Raw genomic sequence first — 16031 nt, forward strand, 5'->3', positions numbered from 1 at the left:
ATGGCTATTTGTAAACAGAAAATATCTAATACAGAAAATTGTCCGAGAGAAGAATACAAAGATGGTTTATGCATTATACATCATAACAGCAATGATAAACCTGAAGGACTTTTCAGAAGAATAATAAGAGATGATATTTATAGAGGATTCTATAATTTCTCTTATATGATAAGTTATGACGGATTTAATTTTGATGGATTAAAAATAGAAAAAAATTCTAATATGCTTTTTACCAATTCTTCATTTTACGGACCATTTCAAATGAGAAATTTCAATTTATTTGGATCTTTAGATTTTACAGACAGTAATTTTGAAAGCGGTTTTTTTATTACAATGTCTAACGTTTATAAAGAAATTATTATAAAAAACTCTAAAATAAATATGGATTTTGATATGTCTTTGTCAAATTTACAGTCCATTGATATTGATAATATAACAGCAGATTGTAATTTTTCTATTGCCAATTCTGATATAATTGATAGACTTTCATTTAATCATATTCATTTTAAAAATAATTTTAGCATGCTCAATGCAAGTTTGCAGGGAGAATCTAGTTTTGAAAATATTATTATAGAGGGTGATGCTGATTTTAGGAATATGGTATTTTATAAATCATTAAAATTTGAAAATGTAGAAATAAAGGGTAGGACTATACCTTATGAAATTATTGATAATGAAAAAATAGAATTCGTAAATGTTTTAATAAATGGTAAAGTTATAGATGACAATCAAAAAGAAAGAAAAGAAAAAGAGAAAAAAGAATCTCAGTTAGAAAAAATAAAAGAGGCAAAGGATAAAATGTATAAAGAAACTTTGCTTAATGATAAATACTCTAAAAGAAAATAGATGTTAAAGTAAATTTCTTTTGTCTTTTAATTCATCTTTTTCTCTTATATCCTTCAATATTTCTTTAATTTTTGAATCTTTATTGTTTGGATAAATTAAAAGCACTCCGTTTGATTTTACTATAGTTAAATCATCAACTCCGTCTATTGCTATGAAAGTATCTTTATCATCATTTATTATGATATTGCTTTTTGCTTCTTTAGCATATACATTTCCTATTACTACGTTATTATTAGCATCTTTATTATGTATTCTTCCAAGTGCTGAAAATGCTCCCAAATCATCCCAAAAGAATCTAGATTTTATACATTTAATATTATTTAATTTTTCCATTATACCGAAGTCGAAAGATATTTTATCTATAGTTTTGAATATTTCTTCTTTTTGAATATCATCTTTTGCTTCTAATGTTTGTACGGTTTTATTATATGTATCAGGCATTAATTCTTTTATTGAATTAAGAATATTATCTATAGACCATATAAACATACCGCTGTTCCATAGATAATTACCATCTTCTAAAAATTTGCATGCATTTTCATAATTAGGCTTTTCTACGAATCTATCAACATTATATACATCATCTTTGATATTGTCTTTTATTTTTATGTATCCGTATCCTGTTTCAGCTCTATTAGGTTTAATTCCTACTACTACAACATCATTAGTATTTTCACTTACTTCAATGGCATTTTCAATGGATTTTATGAATAAATCTTCATTTTTTATTATAGGATCTGCTGGAAGCACAGCAATCATAGCATTTCCTATCTTTTCTTTTATGGAAATAGCACCTAGGGCAATAGCTGCTGCTGTATCCCTTCCCATTGGTTCATATATAATGTTTTTAAAGGAAGGCATATATTTAGCAAATACATCTTTATATCTTTTGCCTGTTATTATGAAAATATTATCTTCACTAGTAATTTTTAATGCTCTGTCTATTGTCTGTTCTATAAGAGATTTATTTTCTATAATACTTAAAAATTGTTTTGGTTTACTTTCTCTGCTTAGAGGCCATAGTCTTTCACCTATTCCTCCAGCCATTATAAGTACTGATTTTTTCATATTAATGCCTTTGAATAAAAGTTATTTTATAGTACCTTATTATATATATAATTAAATAAAAAACAATGATATTGTAAAAAAAGTATTTACATTTCATACATTAAAATAAAAAAAATATATTTTTTGTAAAAAATGTAGTTCTTATATAGTATTAATAAATATAAATACATTAATATTAAATATAATTTAAATATTTTTATTTGACAAAAATTTCATTATGTATTATCTTTTATCGTGTAATGGGAGATTTTTTATTTTTCTTTAAATTTTTGAAATTTGAGAGGTTATATGAATAATACTGAAGAGCTAATATACGATGACGATGATATGCTGTCGCCTATAGATGCGGCTAAAATAGTTGGAGTCTCAAGAACTACAGTTAATTATTGGGTTAGACATTATGGATTAAAGGCTGATGTTACACCCGGCAAGAGATACAAAATTCGTTATGCTGATTTAAAAGCTTTTTTGGCTTTCAACAAAAAAGAAAAAAGAATCAAATTAAAAAGAAAACAGTCCAAATATAAGCTTGCCATAATCGAGCCTATGGAGATCACAAGAAAAAATTATCTTGAATGGCTTAAAGATGATTATGATGTTACATGTATATCTAATTTAGCTGCACCTTTAAAAGAGTTAAAAAAGATTTCACCTGATATCATTCTAATGGATATCAATTTATCAGATGATAAGGATTATTTTTATCTAATAGATGAAATTAAAAAAGAAATTTCTCTAAGAACATCATTAATTATTATTATTACAAAGAGATATAATGAAGATGATGTTGTAAATGGGCTTGAGAAAGGTGCTTGCGATTATGTAAAAAAGCCTGTGGGACAAAATGAACTTAAAGCAAGAATTAAAAATGCTATTAGATTTTATGTCGATGTGTAAATAATTATTAAAGCATATTTATAGGGTCTATGTCTATTTCTATATAATTGCCTTTATTTGCTGTAAAAGTATTATTTAGTTTATTAAAGAAATTTTTTAGCAGTGAATGTGATGGAGTTTTTATAAGAATATTCCATCTATAATATTTATTTAATTTACTAATAGCGCATGCAGTTGCTCCTAATATTATTATTTTATCTGAATCATTGTATGTTTCCATTCTAAGCATATCTGCTATTTTATTAGCATCATTTTTTACTTTTTGTTCATCTATTCCTCTTATTACTAATCTTACAAGTCTTGAAAAAGGAGGATAATTTAAAGGTGCTTTTCTATTTTCTATTTCTCTATTATAAAAAGATATATAATCATGATTTTTAGCACATTCTATACTATAATTATTAGGAGAATAAGTTTGAATATATACAACACCATTTTTTTCTCCTCTTCCGCTTCTTCCTGCTACTTGAGTTATTAAATTGAAAGTCCTTTCAGCGCTTCTGAAATCAGGTATATGAAGAGACATATCTGCTAAAAGTACTCCGACTAAAGTAACATTAGGAAAATCAAGTCCTTTAGCAATCATTTGAGTTCCAATTAATATATCTATTTCTCCATCAGAAAATCTTTTGAATATTTTTTCATAGTTTTTTGTTCCGCCTACTGTATCCTGATCCATTCTCTCTACTACAGCATTTGGAAAAAGTATATTTAAATGCTCTTCTACTTTTTCAGTACCGCTTCCTATTCTCTCGAAATGTCCTATTTTACATTCATCGCAAAGCTCATCTAAATATTGAGTATATCCGCAGTAATGGCACATAACAACATTTTTCTTCTTATGATAAGTAAGAGATACCGAACAATTAGGGCATTCTAAAACTCTCTGACAATATGAACAAGTAACTACAGGAGCATAACCTTTACGATTAAGAAATAGTATAATTTGTTCTTTTTTTTCTAACTTTTTATTTATTTCCTCAACAAGTTTTTGAGTAATCATAGGAAAAGTATCTGCTCTTTTTTCCTTTTTCAAATCTAATATTCTTACTTCAGGCATATTAACTGAAGCTGCTCTTTTCTTTAGGCTTAGAAGCTCTATTTTGCCTATTGATGCATAATAAAAGCTTTCTATAGAAGGAGTGGCACTTCCTAAAAGCAATGTAGCATTCTCATGAGATTTTCTATAAAAAGCAACCTGTCTGGCATGATATCTTGGAGTATCTCCTGCCTTATAACTTGTTTCATGCTCTTCATCTATAACTATTATACCCAAATTTGGAGTAGGGGAGAATATGGCACTTCTAGCACCTATAACGATTTTTATCTCATCTTTTTTTATCATCTGCCAATATCTGTATTTAGAATTAGGAGATAATTTACTATGAAGTACTGCTATTTTTCCTTCAAATCTTTCAGCAAATCTTTTTATAGTTTGAGGTGTTAAAGATATTTCAGGAAGTATCACTATTGCCTGCTTACCCATATCAACAACTTTCTTTATAGCCTGCAAATATACTTCTGTTTTTCCGCTTCCTGTTACGCCATGAAGGAGAAAAGTTTTTGGATTATTTGATTCTATACTTTCATTAATTTTTTTTAGTACGGCTTTTTGTTCTTCATTAAGTTTTAAATATGGTTTTTGTTTTGCAGGTATTGGTTTAGCTTTTTTTTCTTTTTTGGCCGGAGTACCTACAGGAAGTGCGGCAAATAATGCCTCTCCGAAAGATGAATGATAATAATTACTCATCCATTTTGCTAATTTGAATTCTTTATCTGAACAAATAGGTTCAAGATCAATTCTAGCTTTGATAGGATATACTTTATAGTTACCGTCTATAGTTTCAACTTCTTCTACAACAATACCCTTATTATTTTTACCCTTAATAGGAGCAACAACTCTACATCCTACCAAGCTATCATTAATCTCATCTGGTTTTCTGTATGTAAGTATTCTGTCTATAGGCAGATTGAAAACAACTTTAACATACATTATTACATTTTTTCGCGACGTTTTTTATCTTCATATTTAGACATGCAGTTTACACATCTTAAAGTATAAGGTAAAGCAGTTAATCTCTCTTCATTGATTTCTTCTTTACAGTCAATACATTTACCATAGGTACCGTCTTCTATTCTTTTAAGTGCATTATTAAGCATATCTAATTTATCTTTTTCTTTTTGTGAGAAATTCATTAGATTTTGTTTCTCATAAGCCTGAAATGCTATGTCCACCATATCACCATGAGAATCATCTTTAAGAGCCTCATAAGTTTCGTTTCCGCTTAATAATTCATCTAATGTTTTTCTTTTTTCTTCTAATAATAAATCTTTAAATTTTTTTAACTTCTTAGCAGTCATTATACCAACCTTTAAGCAATATAGTAACCCAATAAAAAGATATCTTAACGTTTTGAGAATTGGAAACGTTTTCTAGCACCAGATCTTCCGTATTTTTTACGTTCAACTACACGAGAATCTCTAGTAAGGAATCCATTTCTTTTTAAAGTAGTTCTGAAATCCTGACTTTCACCTACTAAAGCCTTAGCGATACCATGTCTTACTGCATCAGCCTGAGCAGAAACACCGCCGCCATGAACATTAGCAAATACATCATATTTTCCAAAATTACCTGTTACTTTCAAAGCATCTTCTACTACTTTAAGAAGTGCTGCTCTATTGCAGAAGTATTCAGCATAATTTTTTCCATTTATTAAAATTTTGCCGCTGCCTAAAGTTATACGAACTCTTGCATTAGCTGTTTTTCTTTTTCCAGTAAAAATAGTTAATTGTTTAGCTGCCATTTTTATCTCCTAATTATATATTTACTACAGTAGGTTTATTAGCTTCATGCGGATGCTCACTTCCTGCATATACTTTTAACTTCTTAAGATGAAGTCTTCCTAATGGATTATGAGAAAGCATACCTTTTACAGCTATTTTTACCATTCTTTCAGGATTTTTTTCTAATAATTCGCCGTAGCTTATAGCTTTTATACCGCCTGGATAACCTGTATGTCTATAGTGAATTTTTCCTTTCTTTTTATTTCCTGTTAATACTATGTCTTTAGCATTGATGATGATAACATAATCACCATTGTCTAAGTTGTATGCATAGTCTACTTTATGTTTTCCTTTAAGCATATAAGCTGCTCTGCTTGCTACTCTTCCTAATGACTTACCTTTGGCATCTATTATTAGCCAATTTTGCTTTATATCTTTTTGTGATAAAACGTAAGTACTGTTTTTTGTTTTTAATGTTTTTTTATCCATAACATACACACCTTGATTTAACGTTTTAAAAAAATTTGGTAGTTTTAATCTTAAAAATGTAACGGTGCGTAATTATAACATGAATATGCTGTAAAGTCAAATTTAATTTATAAAATTATTTTGACAATTTGAATGCTTGTTTTTAGGCCCATAAGTTTAATTATTTTAAGAGAGTTTATTATTCCTATGATTTTTATAGCTTCTATAATGTTTTTTGCTTTGATTATTTTAGGCATATTCTTTATACCTATTATTTTTACGATGCTTCTTAATTTTTTTATGCCTATTATTTGAGTTATTTTTGATATTTTTGCTATTTTACTCATTGTTATACCTATTTATTTTAAAGGCATATTATCTAATAATCTAGTAGAGCCGCAGTAGCAGGATATGAGTATTATTGAATTTTTTGTTGCTGTTTCTACATTAGTTAGTGTTTCTTTGTCTGCTATATGAACATATTCTAGTTTAAGCATTTTATGAGATTTCAAATTATTCTTTATTATGTCTATTAAATATGATGATTTAGTACCGCCTTTTTTAAACTCTTCTCTTGCCTCTTTAAGAAGCTTATATATAATAGTAGCTTCTTCTTTTTCTCTATCGCTTAATAAAGTATTTAAACCGCTTAAAGAGAGCATATTTTCATCTCTTACTATAGGAATAGTTTTTAGTGCTATATTATAATTCAAATCTTTTATTATTTTTTTTATTATAAATACTTCCTGATAATCATATTCAATAAAATATACATTTGTAGGCGATATTATATTAAAAAGTTTTAATATTGTTGTTATTATGCCTTTATAATATATAGGTCTTGAAATAATATTAAATTTACTATTTTCTATATTTATATGAATAGAATAATCATCAGGTATCATCTCTTCTACAGATGGTAAAAATAATACATCTGCCTGACATTCTTCTAAAAGTTTTTTATCTTTATCTAAATCTTGAGGATATTTTTCTATATCTTCTACTTTCATAAATTGAAGAGGATTAAGAAATATACTCACAATTACAATATCACATTCTTTTTTTGCTTTTTTTATTAAAGCCGCATGTCCTTCATGCAAAGCTCCCATAGTGGGAATTAAAGCTATAGATTTATCCTTATTATCATTAATAAATTTATATGCACTTTTTATATTTTTTAATATAGTTAAATACATATATTAATCCATTTTTTTATTCATTTTATCCTGATTTGTTGCAGGCTCATAAAAATATAATGCCAGTATAGTTTGAAGCGGAAACATTATAATAGCTTCAATAAACATACTAAATCTTCTTATAGTATATATAACATCTTTTTTAAGAGCAAATACATTCACTATATAAAGTATTTTACTAGCAGCAAATGCCGCAAACAATAATATTATTAAAAAATAAGGCAATGTATTTGGTGCCGGTAATATAGTAATATATTTAGGTGTTTCATTATTATTGCAATTAACTATAAAAAGATATATACCAAACAAATATATAAAAGCAAATATTGCATCTAATATAATTGTAATAAGTTCAGCTTTTTTATGTGAAATTTCAGGATAAAGTAAAGTTCCGCATGATCTGCATTGTTTAGCGTATTTATCATTCACTGTTTTACAAGATTTACATTTAATAGTTTTAGCCATAGTTCTAGAATAGCTCCTTCATTATTGTCAATATTATCGTAACTATTGTTTAAAAAATAATCATATTTATAAATTGTAAAATTGTCAACTATTATAATAAATTAAAAATTATTTTGTATTATATTCAATTAAATAATAATAAAGCTAATAGAAGTATAGATTTTCTATTAGCTTTATTAATTTTATTTTAAGTACAAGTTTTTATTAATGTCCTGCAGTAGTTATAGTAGTAGTAATTTCTTCTGAAGGATTTTTTGTTGGAGGTATTTTTATAAGTTTCAAGTCAAACATAATCATAAACATACAAGGTAAGAATATGAGTGTAAGCAATGAAGCAAATAAAAGTCCGTAAGCTAATGCCATAACTATAGGAATAATGATATCTGCTCTACCGCCTATACCATAAACAGTAGGTAAAAGTCCAACAACTGTAGTAACAGTAGTTAAGAATACCGGACGAAGTCTTTGCTTAGCTCCATCAACAATAGCCTTAGCAACACCTTTTTTACCGCCTTCAACACCTTCATCTATGATTTTGTTAATCAAGTCAACAAGTATGATACCATTGTTTACAACAACACCCGCCAAACCGATGATACCTACAACACCCATGAATGATAAAGGCATCTTGTGAATAGCAAATCCCAATAATACCCCAATTAAACCGAATGGAATAATGACCATTATCATGATAGGCTGTATGAATCTGTTTAACTGAAGCAATAATACAATGTATACAAATATGAATGCCATAGCAAAACTGAATAATAATTGTTTTATAGCTTTCATAGTTTCTTTAGCTTCACCGCCGAATTCTAATTTTAAGCCTCTGTACTCTTTATTGAAATCTTTAAATCTTTCTCTTACTGCTGCCATAACCTGCTGAGAAGTATTTTTTCCGTATTCTATACCAGCTGTAATAGTTATTGTTCTTTCACCATTATAGTGCTTTAATGTTGAAAGTCCATTAGCTTTTTCTACTGAGGCAATATTTTTAAGATATATCAATCTTCCACTTGAGTTAGGTATTAGAAGATCATTTAAATATTTAGCATCATAAGTGAACTGATCATCAAATACTACTCTAAAGTCTAATTTGTTTTCAAGTTCCTGTATATATGTAGCTTCAGTACCATAATATGCAGTTCTAACTTCATTAGCTACATTTGCCACGCTAACTCCAAGTTCTGCAATTTTATTATAGTCAAGCATTACTCTTAATTCTTCTTTACCTATTTTATCGTCATCGTCAATATCTATAACTCCAGGAACTGTAGCTAAGTATGATTTTATTTCATCTTTAGCTTTTTTAGCAAGTTCAGTGTCATTTCCTACTATTTTTATGTCTACAGGATCTCCAGGGTCAACAGAACCTTTAGTATTCATCATAAATACTGGAACAGTTTGTCTTATATCTGTTTTATCTATTTCCTGATTTATCAAGGCAACAAGCTCATCGGCTGTTCTTTCCCTTTCAGCAGCAGGAACTAAATAAACCATAATACCAGCTAAACTTCCTTTTTCTTCAGAAACAATCTCTTGGTCAACCTGCTTACCTACAAGAGAGTATAAAGCAATAAGTTCTTCAGGTTTTACAACAGATGAAACAGCATTTTCTATTTTAGCAATTTGTTCAGTTGTAACATCTTTTGTAGTACCTGTAGGCATTTCTATATTAATAACTATAGTATCAGCACTTGTATCATATATAAGTACGAAGTTTTTGAAACTGTTTTGTGCTAAGAATATAGAAGCTATAAACATAACTACAAAGAATCCTATAACTATATATCTTACATGTATTAATTTCTCTAATATTGCCCCAAAAGGTATTTTCATTTTATCGAATAAAGCATCTTTGTCGAAATCAAGAGGATTTTTAAATTTGCTTTTCTTTTTAGGTTTATAAGATTTATATTTATCTTCTTTATCCTGTAATTGGTTAGGAAGTATTAATACCGCCTGAAGCATACTAACTACAAGAGTAAATATAACGATTCTTGGGAAAAGGTTTAATATTTTACCCATTATACCGCTGATTGTAAGCATAGGGAAGAATGCCGCAACTGTTGTAAGTGTTGAAGCAAGCATAGGCATTACAACATCGGAAACGGCAAGTCTTGTAGCTTCAAGTCCTTTATATCCAGCCTGTTTAAAGTTGAATATGTTTTCAGATACTACTATCGAGTTATCTACTATCATACCGAGTACAGTAATAATAGCAGCTAATGACATTGTATTGAATGTTATTCCTGCCACCTGCATATATATAAAACATGCAAACATAGTAAGTATCATACCCAAACTTGTGAACATAGCACTTTTGAAATCTAAGAATATAATTAATGTTATAAATATGATTATAAATCCTTGAATAAGGTTTGAAGTTACAATACTTAAAAGTGATTTAATAGTTCTTGATTTATCACCCATAACAGATACTTGAATGTTGTCAGGAACTATATCGGCATTTTCAGCTAAATACTGGTTAACCACATCAATAGTTTTAAGAATGTCGGCATTTTCATTTTTTACAACTGACAAAGAATAACCAGGTGCTCTGTTTACTCTCATGTATACAGTTTTATCTTCAAAACCTGATTTAACAGTTGCTATATCATTAACACTTACTCTCTGTCCATTGAATGTAGAACGAATTATAACATTACTTGCTTCCATAGGATCTTGGAATTCACCGTAAGTTACAACAGTTTGTTCCTTTCCACCTGTTTCTATATCACCGCCTGTAGCTCTTATGTTTCTTATGCTAAGTGCATTAACAACATCGCTTAAAGCTATATAGTTTTGCTGCATTTTTATAGGATCAACATACACTTTAATTTCAGGGTCTGTTCTTCCATCAACTCTTATTTCAGATACGCCTTCAAGTCTTACAAGTTCATTTTCAAGTCTTTGGCTGAAATCAAATAATTCTCTTTCATCACCTTCCATACCTTCTTTGAAGTGTACAGCTAAAGTATATATATCCATTTTATTAGGGTTTAAGTCATAAGTTGTAACTTCTTCAACATCTTCTGATAAATCCGGAACATTCTGCATTTGTCTGAATATTTCATCTTTAACAGGTTGTCTATTTGGTATAGTTTCATCTAATTTTACTATAATAATTGCGGCATTTTCAATGATTGTTGTATTATATTCATCTATACCGGATATCCCCTGTAATTCTTCTTCTATAGGTATAACAGCATTCTGTTCTACGTCAAGCGGAGTAGCACCGGGATATACTACAGATATTAACATCATATCCAAATCTGTAGATGGAATTGATTCTTTTCTTAAATTAAAATAGTAGTATCCTCCTACAAATAATATAGCCATTACTATTATATTTACAAGCATCGTTTTTTTGGCGAAAAATACTATAATTCTTTCCATATATCGCTAAATCTCCTCTATATTGATTGTCTAAATTAATGTATCTAATTAAATTAAATTAAGATTTTGTTATTAAGGAGGCTAATTTTTTATTAATTAACCTCCTAAATAAATATTTTTATCCCTCTAAATCCTTATTGAAAGTTGCTATTTATTCGTAATCCATTGCAAGCAAAGCTCTATAATCAAATATAGTTGTTATAAATTCGTACTGAAGATTTAAAAGCTCTGTTTGAGTGGCTACAAGTTCCAACCTTGATGTAAGAAGATCATCAACTTCTAAACGTCCTTGATCAAGTTTTTGAAGCTGTGTAGCTATTCTTGAATTGATTGCTCTTATCTGCATTTGTTTGCTTGCTATTAAATTTTTATAAGCATTAAATTTTGAAATATATGTCTGCAATTGTGTATTAAAATCTTTCTCTAATTGATCATATTGTGCTATTATTCCATATAAGGAGTTTTCAGCCATTTGATATTGTGCTTTATTGGCTCTGTTTCCTATAGGGTATGAGAATTGTACTCCGGCAAAGAAATCAACATTTGTCATACTATTAAAAGATTGAAAATATCCATCACTGTTAGGGCTAAGTCCATTAAGACTTACACTACCCACAAAGTCTAAATTAGGGAGAGTACCGTTTTTCATAGCTTCAAGAGTATATTCTGCTCTTATTTTTGATTGATATGCTATTTGACCATTTACACTATCAGCAAAAGGAACAGCTTCCATCTGCATATTGCTTCCTAAATCTAAATAAGCATCCCATGTGGTATGATCAGGCTTTATATTGGTTACAGGCATAAAGAAACTTACAGTTGCCAAAAGACTATCTAAATTAATCTGATTCTGTGCATAGTAATCACTATATACCATAGTTTGAGTTCTGGCATTCTGATAAGAGTCATTATCTATAAGTCCATTATTATATCTGTCTCTCATCTGATTTTCAAATCTTTTTGCAGTTATATACATGTTTCTATAGTATGCAAGAAGTTTTTCATACATTATCCATTGATAGTAAATTTTCTGATATGAAACAATAACGCTTGCATCATCTAACTTTCTTTGAAGCTTGGCTATAGCAAGAGCATATTCTGCATCTTTTATAGGATACCTGTCTAAAGTACCAAAAAAATTTCTTAAAAGAGGTTGAGTTACTTCTAATGTTAATGAAGGCTGATAATTATTAAAATCTACAGACTGACCTCCAGGCATATTTAATTTTCCGCCCAAAAAAGATGTGTGAGTTAAATTAACAGACCATTTAGTTCCTGTATAAGGTATTAAAGAGCCCAGTCCTATTCCTGCTTGTATTCCTGTAGCATTGACACTTGGGCTGGCTGTAGTGCTTGTATATCCGCTTGATAAACTTCCGTATTTACCTACAGCTCCAAGCTGTGCAGATAAATTTACATCTCCGGAACTTTCAGCACTAAGCAAATTCATTTCAGCATTAGTTTCTGTTACAGCATTAATCTTTAGTTCTGGTATTTGATCTCTTATAGTTTCCATATAAGAGGCATAAGTCAAAACATTTGTTTGACCATATAAAATATTTATAAATATGATAGAACATAAAATTATTTTAACACTTATTTTCATTTACTCTCCTTATCACATCAAATCATACAATATTAATTCTTAATTTATTTGATAAAAAACATTATTTTTTGAAACTATATTTGTGTATATTTTTACTTCCAAGCAAAAGCAGCAATGTTTTATACAATGTGTCAATTAAATTATCCAAATTCACATCTAATGTTCTTTCTGCTTCTTCATGCACTATATCTTTTTCATCTCCTTTATAATAGTAAAGCTTTCTGTCTAGGTTATAATATTTATTTAATATTAATTCATTTCCTATTCCTGAGGCTGCCACTATCATCTGCATATAAATGTCTTGAGGATCTATTACCGGATTGAAATATTTTTCATCAATTTTCTTATCTATGAATATTAACAGTTCTGAAAACCAATAATTTAGTACAAGGTCTTTATTTATATTATCTTTTAATTTCTGCATTCTTTCTTTGCTGTTAAAAAACATAGCCTGCAACTCAAACATTATTTTTCCAAATTCCTTGGCTGTTATAAAGAAAAATTTTCTAAAAGCATTAAATAATTCAAATATAGCTTTTTCAGGTTCATCATAAAAATTTTCTATAATATCTCTTGGATTTACTTCTGTTTTATTGCTGTTAATCAATGCTATTACAATTTCATCTATATTTGAATAATATTTGTAAACACCTCCTTGGCTTAAACCTGACTCTTTTACGATATCTTTCATCTTTACACTATATGCAGGCTTTTTAAAAAAAACCCTAATAGCTGCATCTAGTATTATCTTCCTTTTGTTCTCAAAATATTCTTGATTAACTTTAGGCATTGTATTATTTTGGTGTTCACCTCTTATTTGAAAAATTAATATGAAAATAAAAACGACATATATGTCATTTTTATTTGTAAAATCTATATTATTACAATTAGTTTTTATTGTCAATATATTTTGTATAGAAAAATTTACAGTTTTTATATGCAAATTATAAAACTATATAAAAATATTATGAAATATACTACATTTGATACATAAAATATTTGTAATTAACTATTGTAAATATTTATATTTAGTTTAATATTAACGTATAGAATAACTTCAATAAAATTTTGAAATGGAGTTTGATTATTATGGAAGTAAATATTAAAGAGTTAGATAACAACACTGTAATATTGAAATTAGATGGAGATATTGATGTTTATACCTCATCTGATTTAAAAGATTCTATTTTTTCCCAAATAGAACTTGGTGCAAAAAAAATAATAGTAGATATGGAAGATGTTTATTACATAGACAGTAGCGGAATAGGGGTATTTATTTCAGCACTTGGTACATTTAAGAAGGTAAATGGTAAAATATGTTTTGTTAAAGTTACAGATCCAGTTAAAAAGGTGTTTGAACTTACTAAAATTAATAGTTTTTTCCCTGTATTTACAACTGAAACTGAGGCTTTAGCTAATTTTTAATTTATTTGAATGTTAATATAAATTAAATTTAGTTAAAATACAAAAAATAAGCTCTAAGAGTTGATTTTTTATTTAATAGTTATAAAATTATTACAATTTATAATAAATATTTTTATTATTTTAATGAAATTCGTATACAAGGTAGTAATTGTTTATTATGGTTAAAGAATTATTTTTGCTTAGGAAAGTTTTCATATTAACTTTAGTATTAAGCTGTGTATTTTCTGCTAATATTCTTTACGGTGCTGAAACTATTAATGATTATATAATGGAAGAAATAACTGATAATACAGAGCATCCATTCTATACAATCCCTATAAAATTTGGAAAATACATTGATTTTGATTTTAAGATAACAAAGCATATAATATTAGTGACTTTAGCAGGTGTTTTATCTGTATGCAGTATGAAATACTTGGCTCATAAACTTAAACGTCCTTTAAATAGACCTACATATTTACAAAGTATATTGGAAGGTTTAATAGACTATATGAATAAAGATGTTATCGGTGCCACTTTAGGAGAAGAGGGTAAAAAATATGTGCCTTTTTGTCTTACGGTATTTTTATTTGTATTATTTTCAAACATATTAGGACTTATACCTGCATCTATCAAATTTCCTACAGAAGATGGAAATCATTCTTATATAGCAGGCGGACTTGGTGCCAATATAGGATTTACTGCTGCTATAGCAGTGGTTGTATTTATAGTTTATGTTATTGCTGGAATAAGAAAAAAGGGCATAATAAAATACTGGACTGGTTTGGTTCCTAAAGGTCTTCCTATACCATTAATACCTATAATATGGGTATTAGAGTTTATTACATTATTCAACAGAGCTTTTGCTCTTGCGATTCGTTTGTTTGCAAACATAACAGGCGGACATATAATGATGATAGTCATACCATATTTGATAGTTATGTCTGGTACATTATTGGTTTCCCCATTTGCGGTATTATTCTTAGGATTTATATATGTACTTGAAATGTTTGTAGCGGTTTTACAGGCTTATATATTCTCATTATTATCAGCAGTTTATATTGGAATTGCTATTAGTGATGAGCATTAATTATAAATAAAATTATCATAAAAAGGAGAATAAAAAATGGAACTTTCTATATTAGGCGCAGCAATTGGAGCAGGACTTGCAGCTATAGGAGTTGGTTTAGGAATAGGTTTTATAGGTTCTAGAGCTGTAGAAGGAATAGCTAGACAGCCTGAAGTATCAGGAAAAATACAAACAGCAATGCTTATAGCAGCAGCATTAATAGAAGGTGTTGGACTTTTTGCTTTGGTTATTTGTATTCTTGCACTATTTACAAAATAATACAAAATAAAATGATTTGGAGGTATATGTATGGCACTTTTAAAAATAGATCCTGGTATTATAATTTGGACTTGGATCACATTTTTACTAGTTCTTGCTATATTAGGTGCTTCTACTTGGAAAATAATTTTGAAGGGTTTGAATGCTCGCGCTGATAAGATACAAGAAGATTTAGAAGAAGCTGAAAAAACTAGAGAAAATGCTAAAAAATCTTTAGCAGCATATAGAGAGCAAATTGATAATGCTAAAGCTGAAGCCAGTGCTATCATAGAAAATGCTAGAGTTGAGGCTAATAGGATTAGAGATAAAATTATTAATAATGCTAGAGAGGAAGCAGAACTTAATAAAAACAAAATTATGTCTGAAATAGACAGATCTAAAGAAGAGGCTATGAATAGTGTAAAAAAACAGGCACTTGATATTGCTGTTGTTATGGCGGAAACTATTCTTAAAAGAAATGTTAATAAAGAAGATAATCAGGCTTTGATTAATGAATTTATTAATAATGCTAACAAAGAAAACAATCAGAAATGATATTTAAGAGTTTTTT

Annotated in this window: 17 protein-coding genes; 6 read left to right on the forward strand and 11 right to left on the reverse strand. The window is 28.3% G+C overall.

All coding sequences use genetic code 11. The features are described from left to right. Nucleotides 1-846, forward strand: a complete 846-nt coding sequence (locus tag BRSU_RS01195; RefSeq protein WP_048593401.1) for a hypothetical protein — start codon at nucleotides 1-3, stop codon at nucleotides 844-846. A gap of 3 nt (nucleotides 847-849) precedes the next feature. On the opposite strand, the gene BRSU_RS01200 is transcribed toward BRSU_RS01195, so the two are convergent. Beyond that, nucleotides 850-1914 (reverse strand): mannose-1-phosphate guanylyltransferase, encoded by a 1065-nt coding sequence (locus BRSU_RS01200; protein ID WP_048593402.1) that lies wholly within the window; start codon nucleotides 1912-1914, stop codon nucleotides 850-852. 288 nt (nucleotides 1915-2202) lie between these two features. Here BRSU_RS01200 and BRSU_RS01205 point away from each other — a divergent pair, with 288 nt between their 5' ends. Continuing rightward, on the forward strand, nucleotides 2203-2811 hold the full coding sequence (locus tag BRSU_RS01205; RefSeq protein ID WP_048593403.1) for a response regulator: 609 nt from the start codon (nucleotides 2203-2205) through the stop codon (nucleotides 2809-2811). Between the two features lie 7 nt (nucleotides 2812-2818). Here the strand turns inward: BRSU_RS01205 and priA are convergent, their stop codons facing one another. The 10 genes from priA to BRSU_RS01255 all read right to left on the reverse strand — a co-directional run bounded on the left by priA (nucleotide 2819) and on the right by BRSU_RS01255 (nucleotide 13519). After that, the gene (priA, locus tag BRSU_RS01210; protein ID WP_048593404.1) at nucleotides 2819-4804 is read right to left on the reverse strand and encodes a replication restart helicase PriA; all 1986 of its coding nucleotides are present in this window, start codon (nucleotides 4802-4804) and stop codon (nucleotides 2819-2821) included. Nucleotides 4805-4806: 2 nt separating this feature from the next. Then, nucleotides 4807-5172, reverse strand: coding sequence for a TraR/DksA family transcriptional regulator (locus BRSU_RS01215; RefSeq protein WP_008723490.1), 366 nt, complete (start codon nucleotides 5170-5172; stop codon nucleotides 4807-4809). Between the two features lie 44 nt (nucleotides 5173-5216). Next, the gene (gene rpsI, locus BRSU_RS01220) at nucleotides 5217-5615 is read right to left on the reverse strand and encodes a 30S ribosomal protein S9 (RefSeq protein WP_008723492.1); all 399 of its coding nucleotides are present in this window, start codon (nucleotides 5613-5615) and stop codon (nucleotides 5217-5219) included. 13 nt (nucleotides 5616-5628) lie between these two features. Beyond that, entirely contained in the window at nucleotides 5629-6084 is a 456-nt protein-coding gene (gene rplM / locus BRSU_RS01225) for a 50S ribosomal protein L13 (RefSeq protein ID WP_020064479.1), read from the reverse strand. Nucleotides 6085-6191: 107 nt separating this feature from the next. Continuing rightward, nucleotides 6192-6410 (reverse strand): hypothetical protein, encoded by a 219-nt coding sequence (locus tag BRSU_RS01230; protein WP_048593405.1) that lies wholly within the window; start codon nucleotides 6408-6410, stop codon nucleotides 6192-6194. 12 nt (nucleotides 6411-6422) lie between these two features. Continuing rightward, entirely contained in the window at nucleotides 6423-7259 is an 837-nt protein-coding gene (panC, locus tag BRSU_RS01235; protein ID WP_048593406.1) for a pantoate--beta-alanine ligase, read from the reverse strand. Between the two features lie 3 nt (nucleotides 7260-7262). After that, nucleotides 7263-7724, reverse strand: a complete 462-nt coding sequence (locus tag BRSU_RS01240; RefSeq protein ID WP_048593407.1) for a hypothetical protein — start codon at nucleotides 7722-7724, stop codon at nucleotides 7263-7265. Nucleotides 7725-7928: 204 nt separating this feature from the next. Then, nucleotides 7929-11123 carry an efflux RND transporter permease subunit gene (locus BRSU_RS01245; RefSeq protein ID WP_048593408.1) on the reverse strand — a complete coding sequence of 1065 codons (3195 nt, stop codon included), beginning with the start codon at nucleotides 11121-11123 and terminating at the stop codon, nucleotides 7929-7931. 151 nt (nucleotides 11124-11274) lie between these two features. Then, nucleotides 11275-12729 carry a TolC family protein gene (locus BRSU_RS01250; protein WP_048593409.1) on the reverse strand — a complete coding sequence of 485 codons (1455 nt, stop codon included), beginning with the start codon at nucleotides 12727-12729 and terminating at the stop codon, nucleotides 11275-11277. Between the two features lie 61 nt (nucleotides 12730-12790). Then, nucleotides 12791-13519: a TetR/AcrR family transcriptional regulator gene (locus BRSU_RS01255; protein WP_048595113.1), complete on the reverse strand. Its 729-nt coding sequence runs from the start codon at nucleotides 13517-13519 to the stop codon at nucleotides 12791-12793. A gap of 299 nt (nucleotides 13520-13818) precedes the next feature. On the opposite strand from BRSU_RS01255, the gene BRSU_RS01260 reads away from it, so the two are divergent. From BRSU_RS01260 to atpF, 4 genes are all read left to right on the forward strand, one after another. Beyond that, a complete protein-coding gene (locus BRSU_RS01260; protein WP_048593410.1) occupies nucleotides 13819-14154 on the forward strand; it encodes an STAS domain-containing protein in 336 nt (111 codons plus the stop codon). A gap of 157 nt (nucleotides 14155-14311) precedes the next feature. After that, complete coding sequence (gene atpB / locus BRSU_RS01265; RefSeq protein ID WP_048593411.1) at nucleotides 14312-15223, forward strand: F0F1 ATP synthase subunit A; 912 nt, start codon at nucleotides 14312-14314, stop codon at nucleotides 15221-15223. 36 nt (nucleotides 15224-15259) lie between these two features. Continuing rightward, nucleotides 15260-15481, forward strand: coding sequence for an ATP synthase F0 subunit C (atpE, locus tag BRSU_RS01270; RefSeq protein WP_008723511.1), 222 nt, complete (start codon nucleotides 15260-15262; stop codon nucleotides 15479-15481). A 30-nt stretch (nucleotides 15482-15511) separates the two neighbouring features. Next, on the forward strand, nucleotides 15512-16015 hold the full coding sequence (atpF, locus tag BRSU_RS01275) for a F0F1 ATP synthase subunit B (RefSeq protein ID WP_048593412.1): 504 nt from the start codon (nucleotides 15512-15514) through the stop codon (nucleotides 16013-16015). Nucleotides 16016-16031 lie beyond the last annotated feature (16 nt).

This window comes from Brachyspira suanatina, assembly GCF_001049755.1.
Taxonomy (GTDB): domain Bacteria; phylum Spirochaetota; class Brachyspiria; order Brachyspirales; family Brachyspiraceae; genus Brachyspira; species Brachyspira suanatina.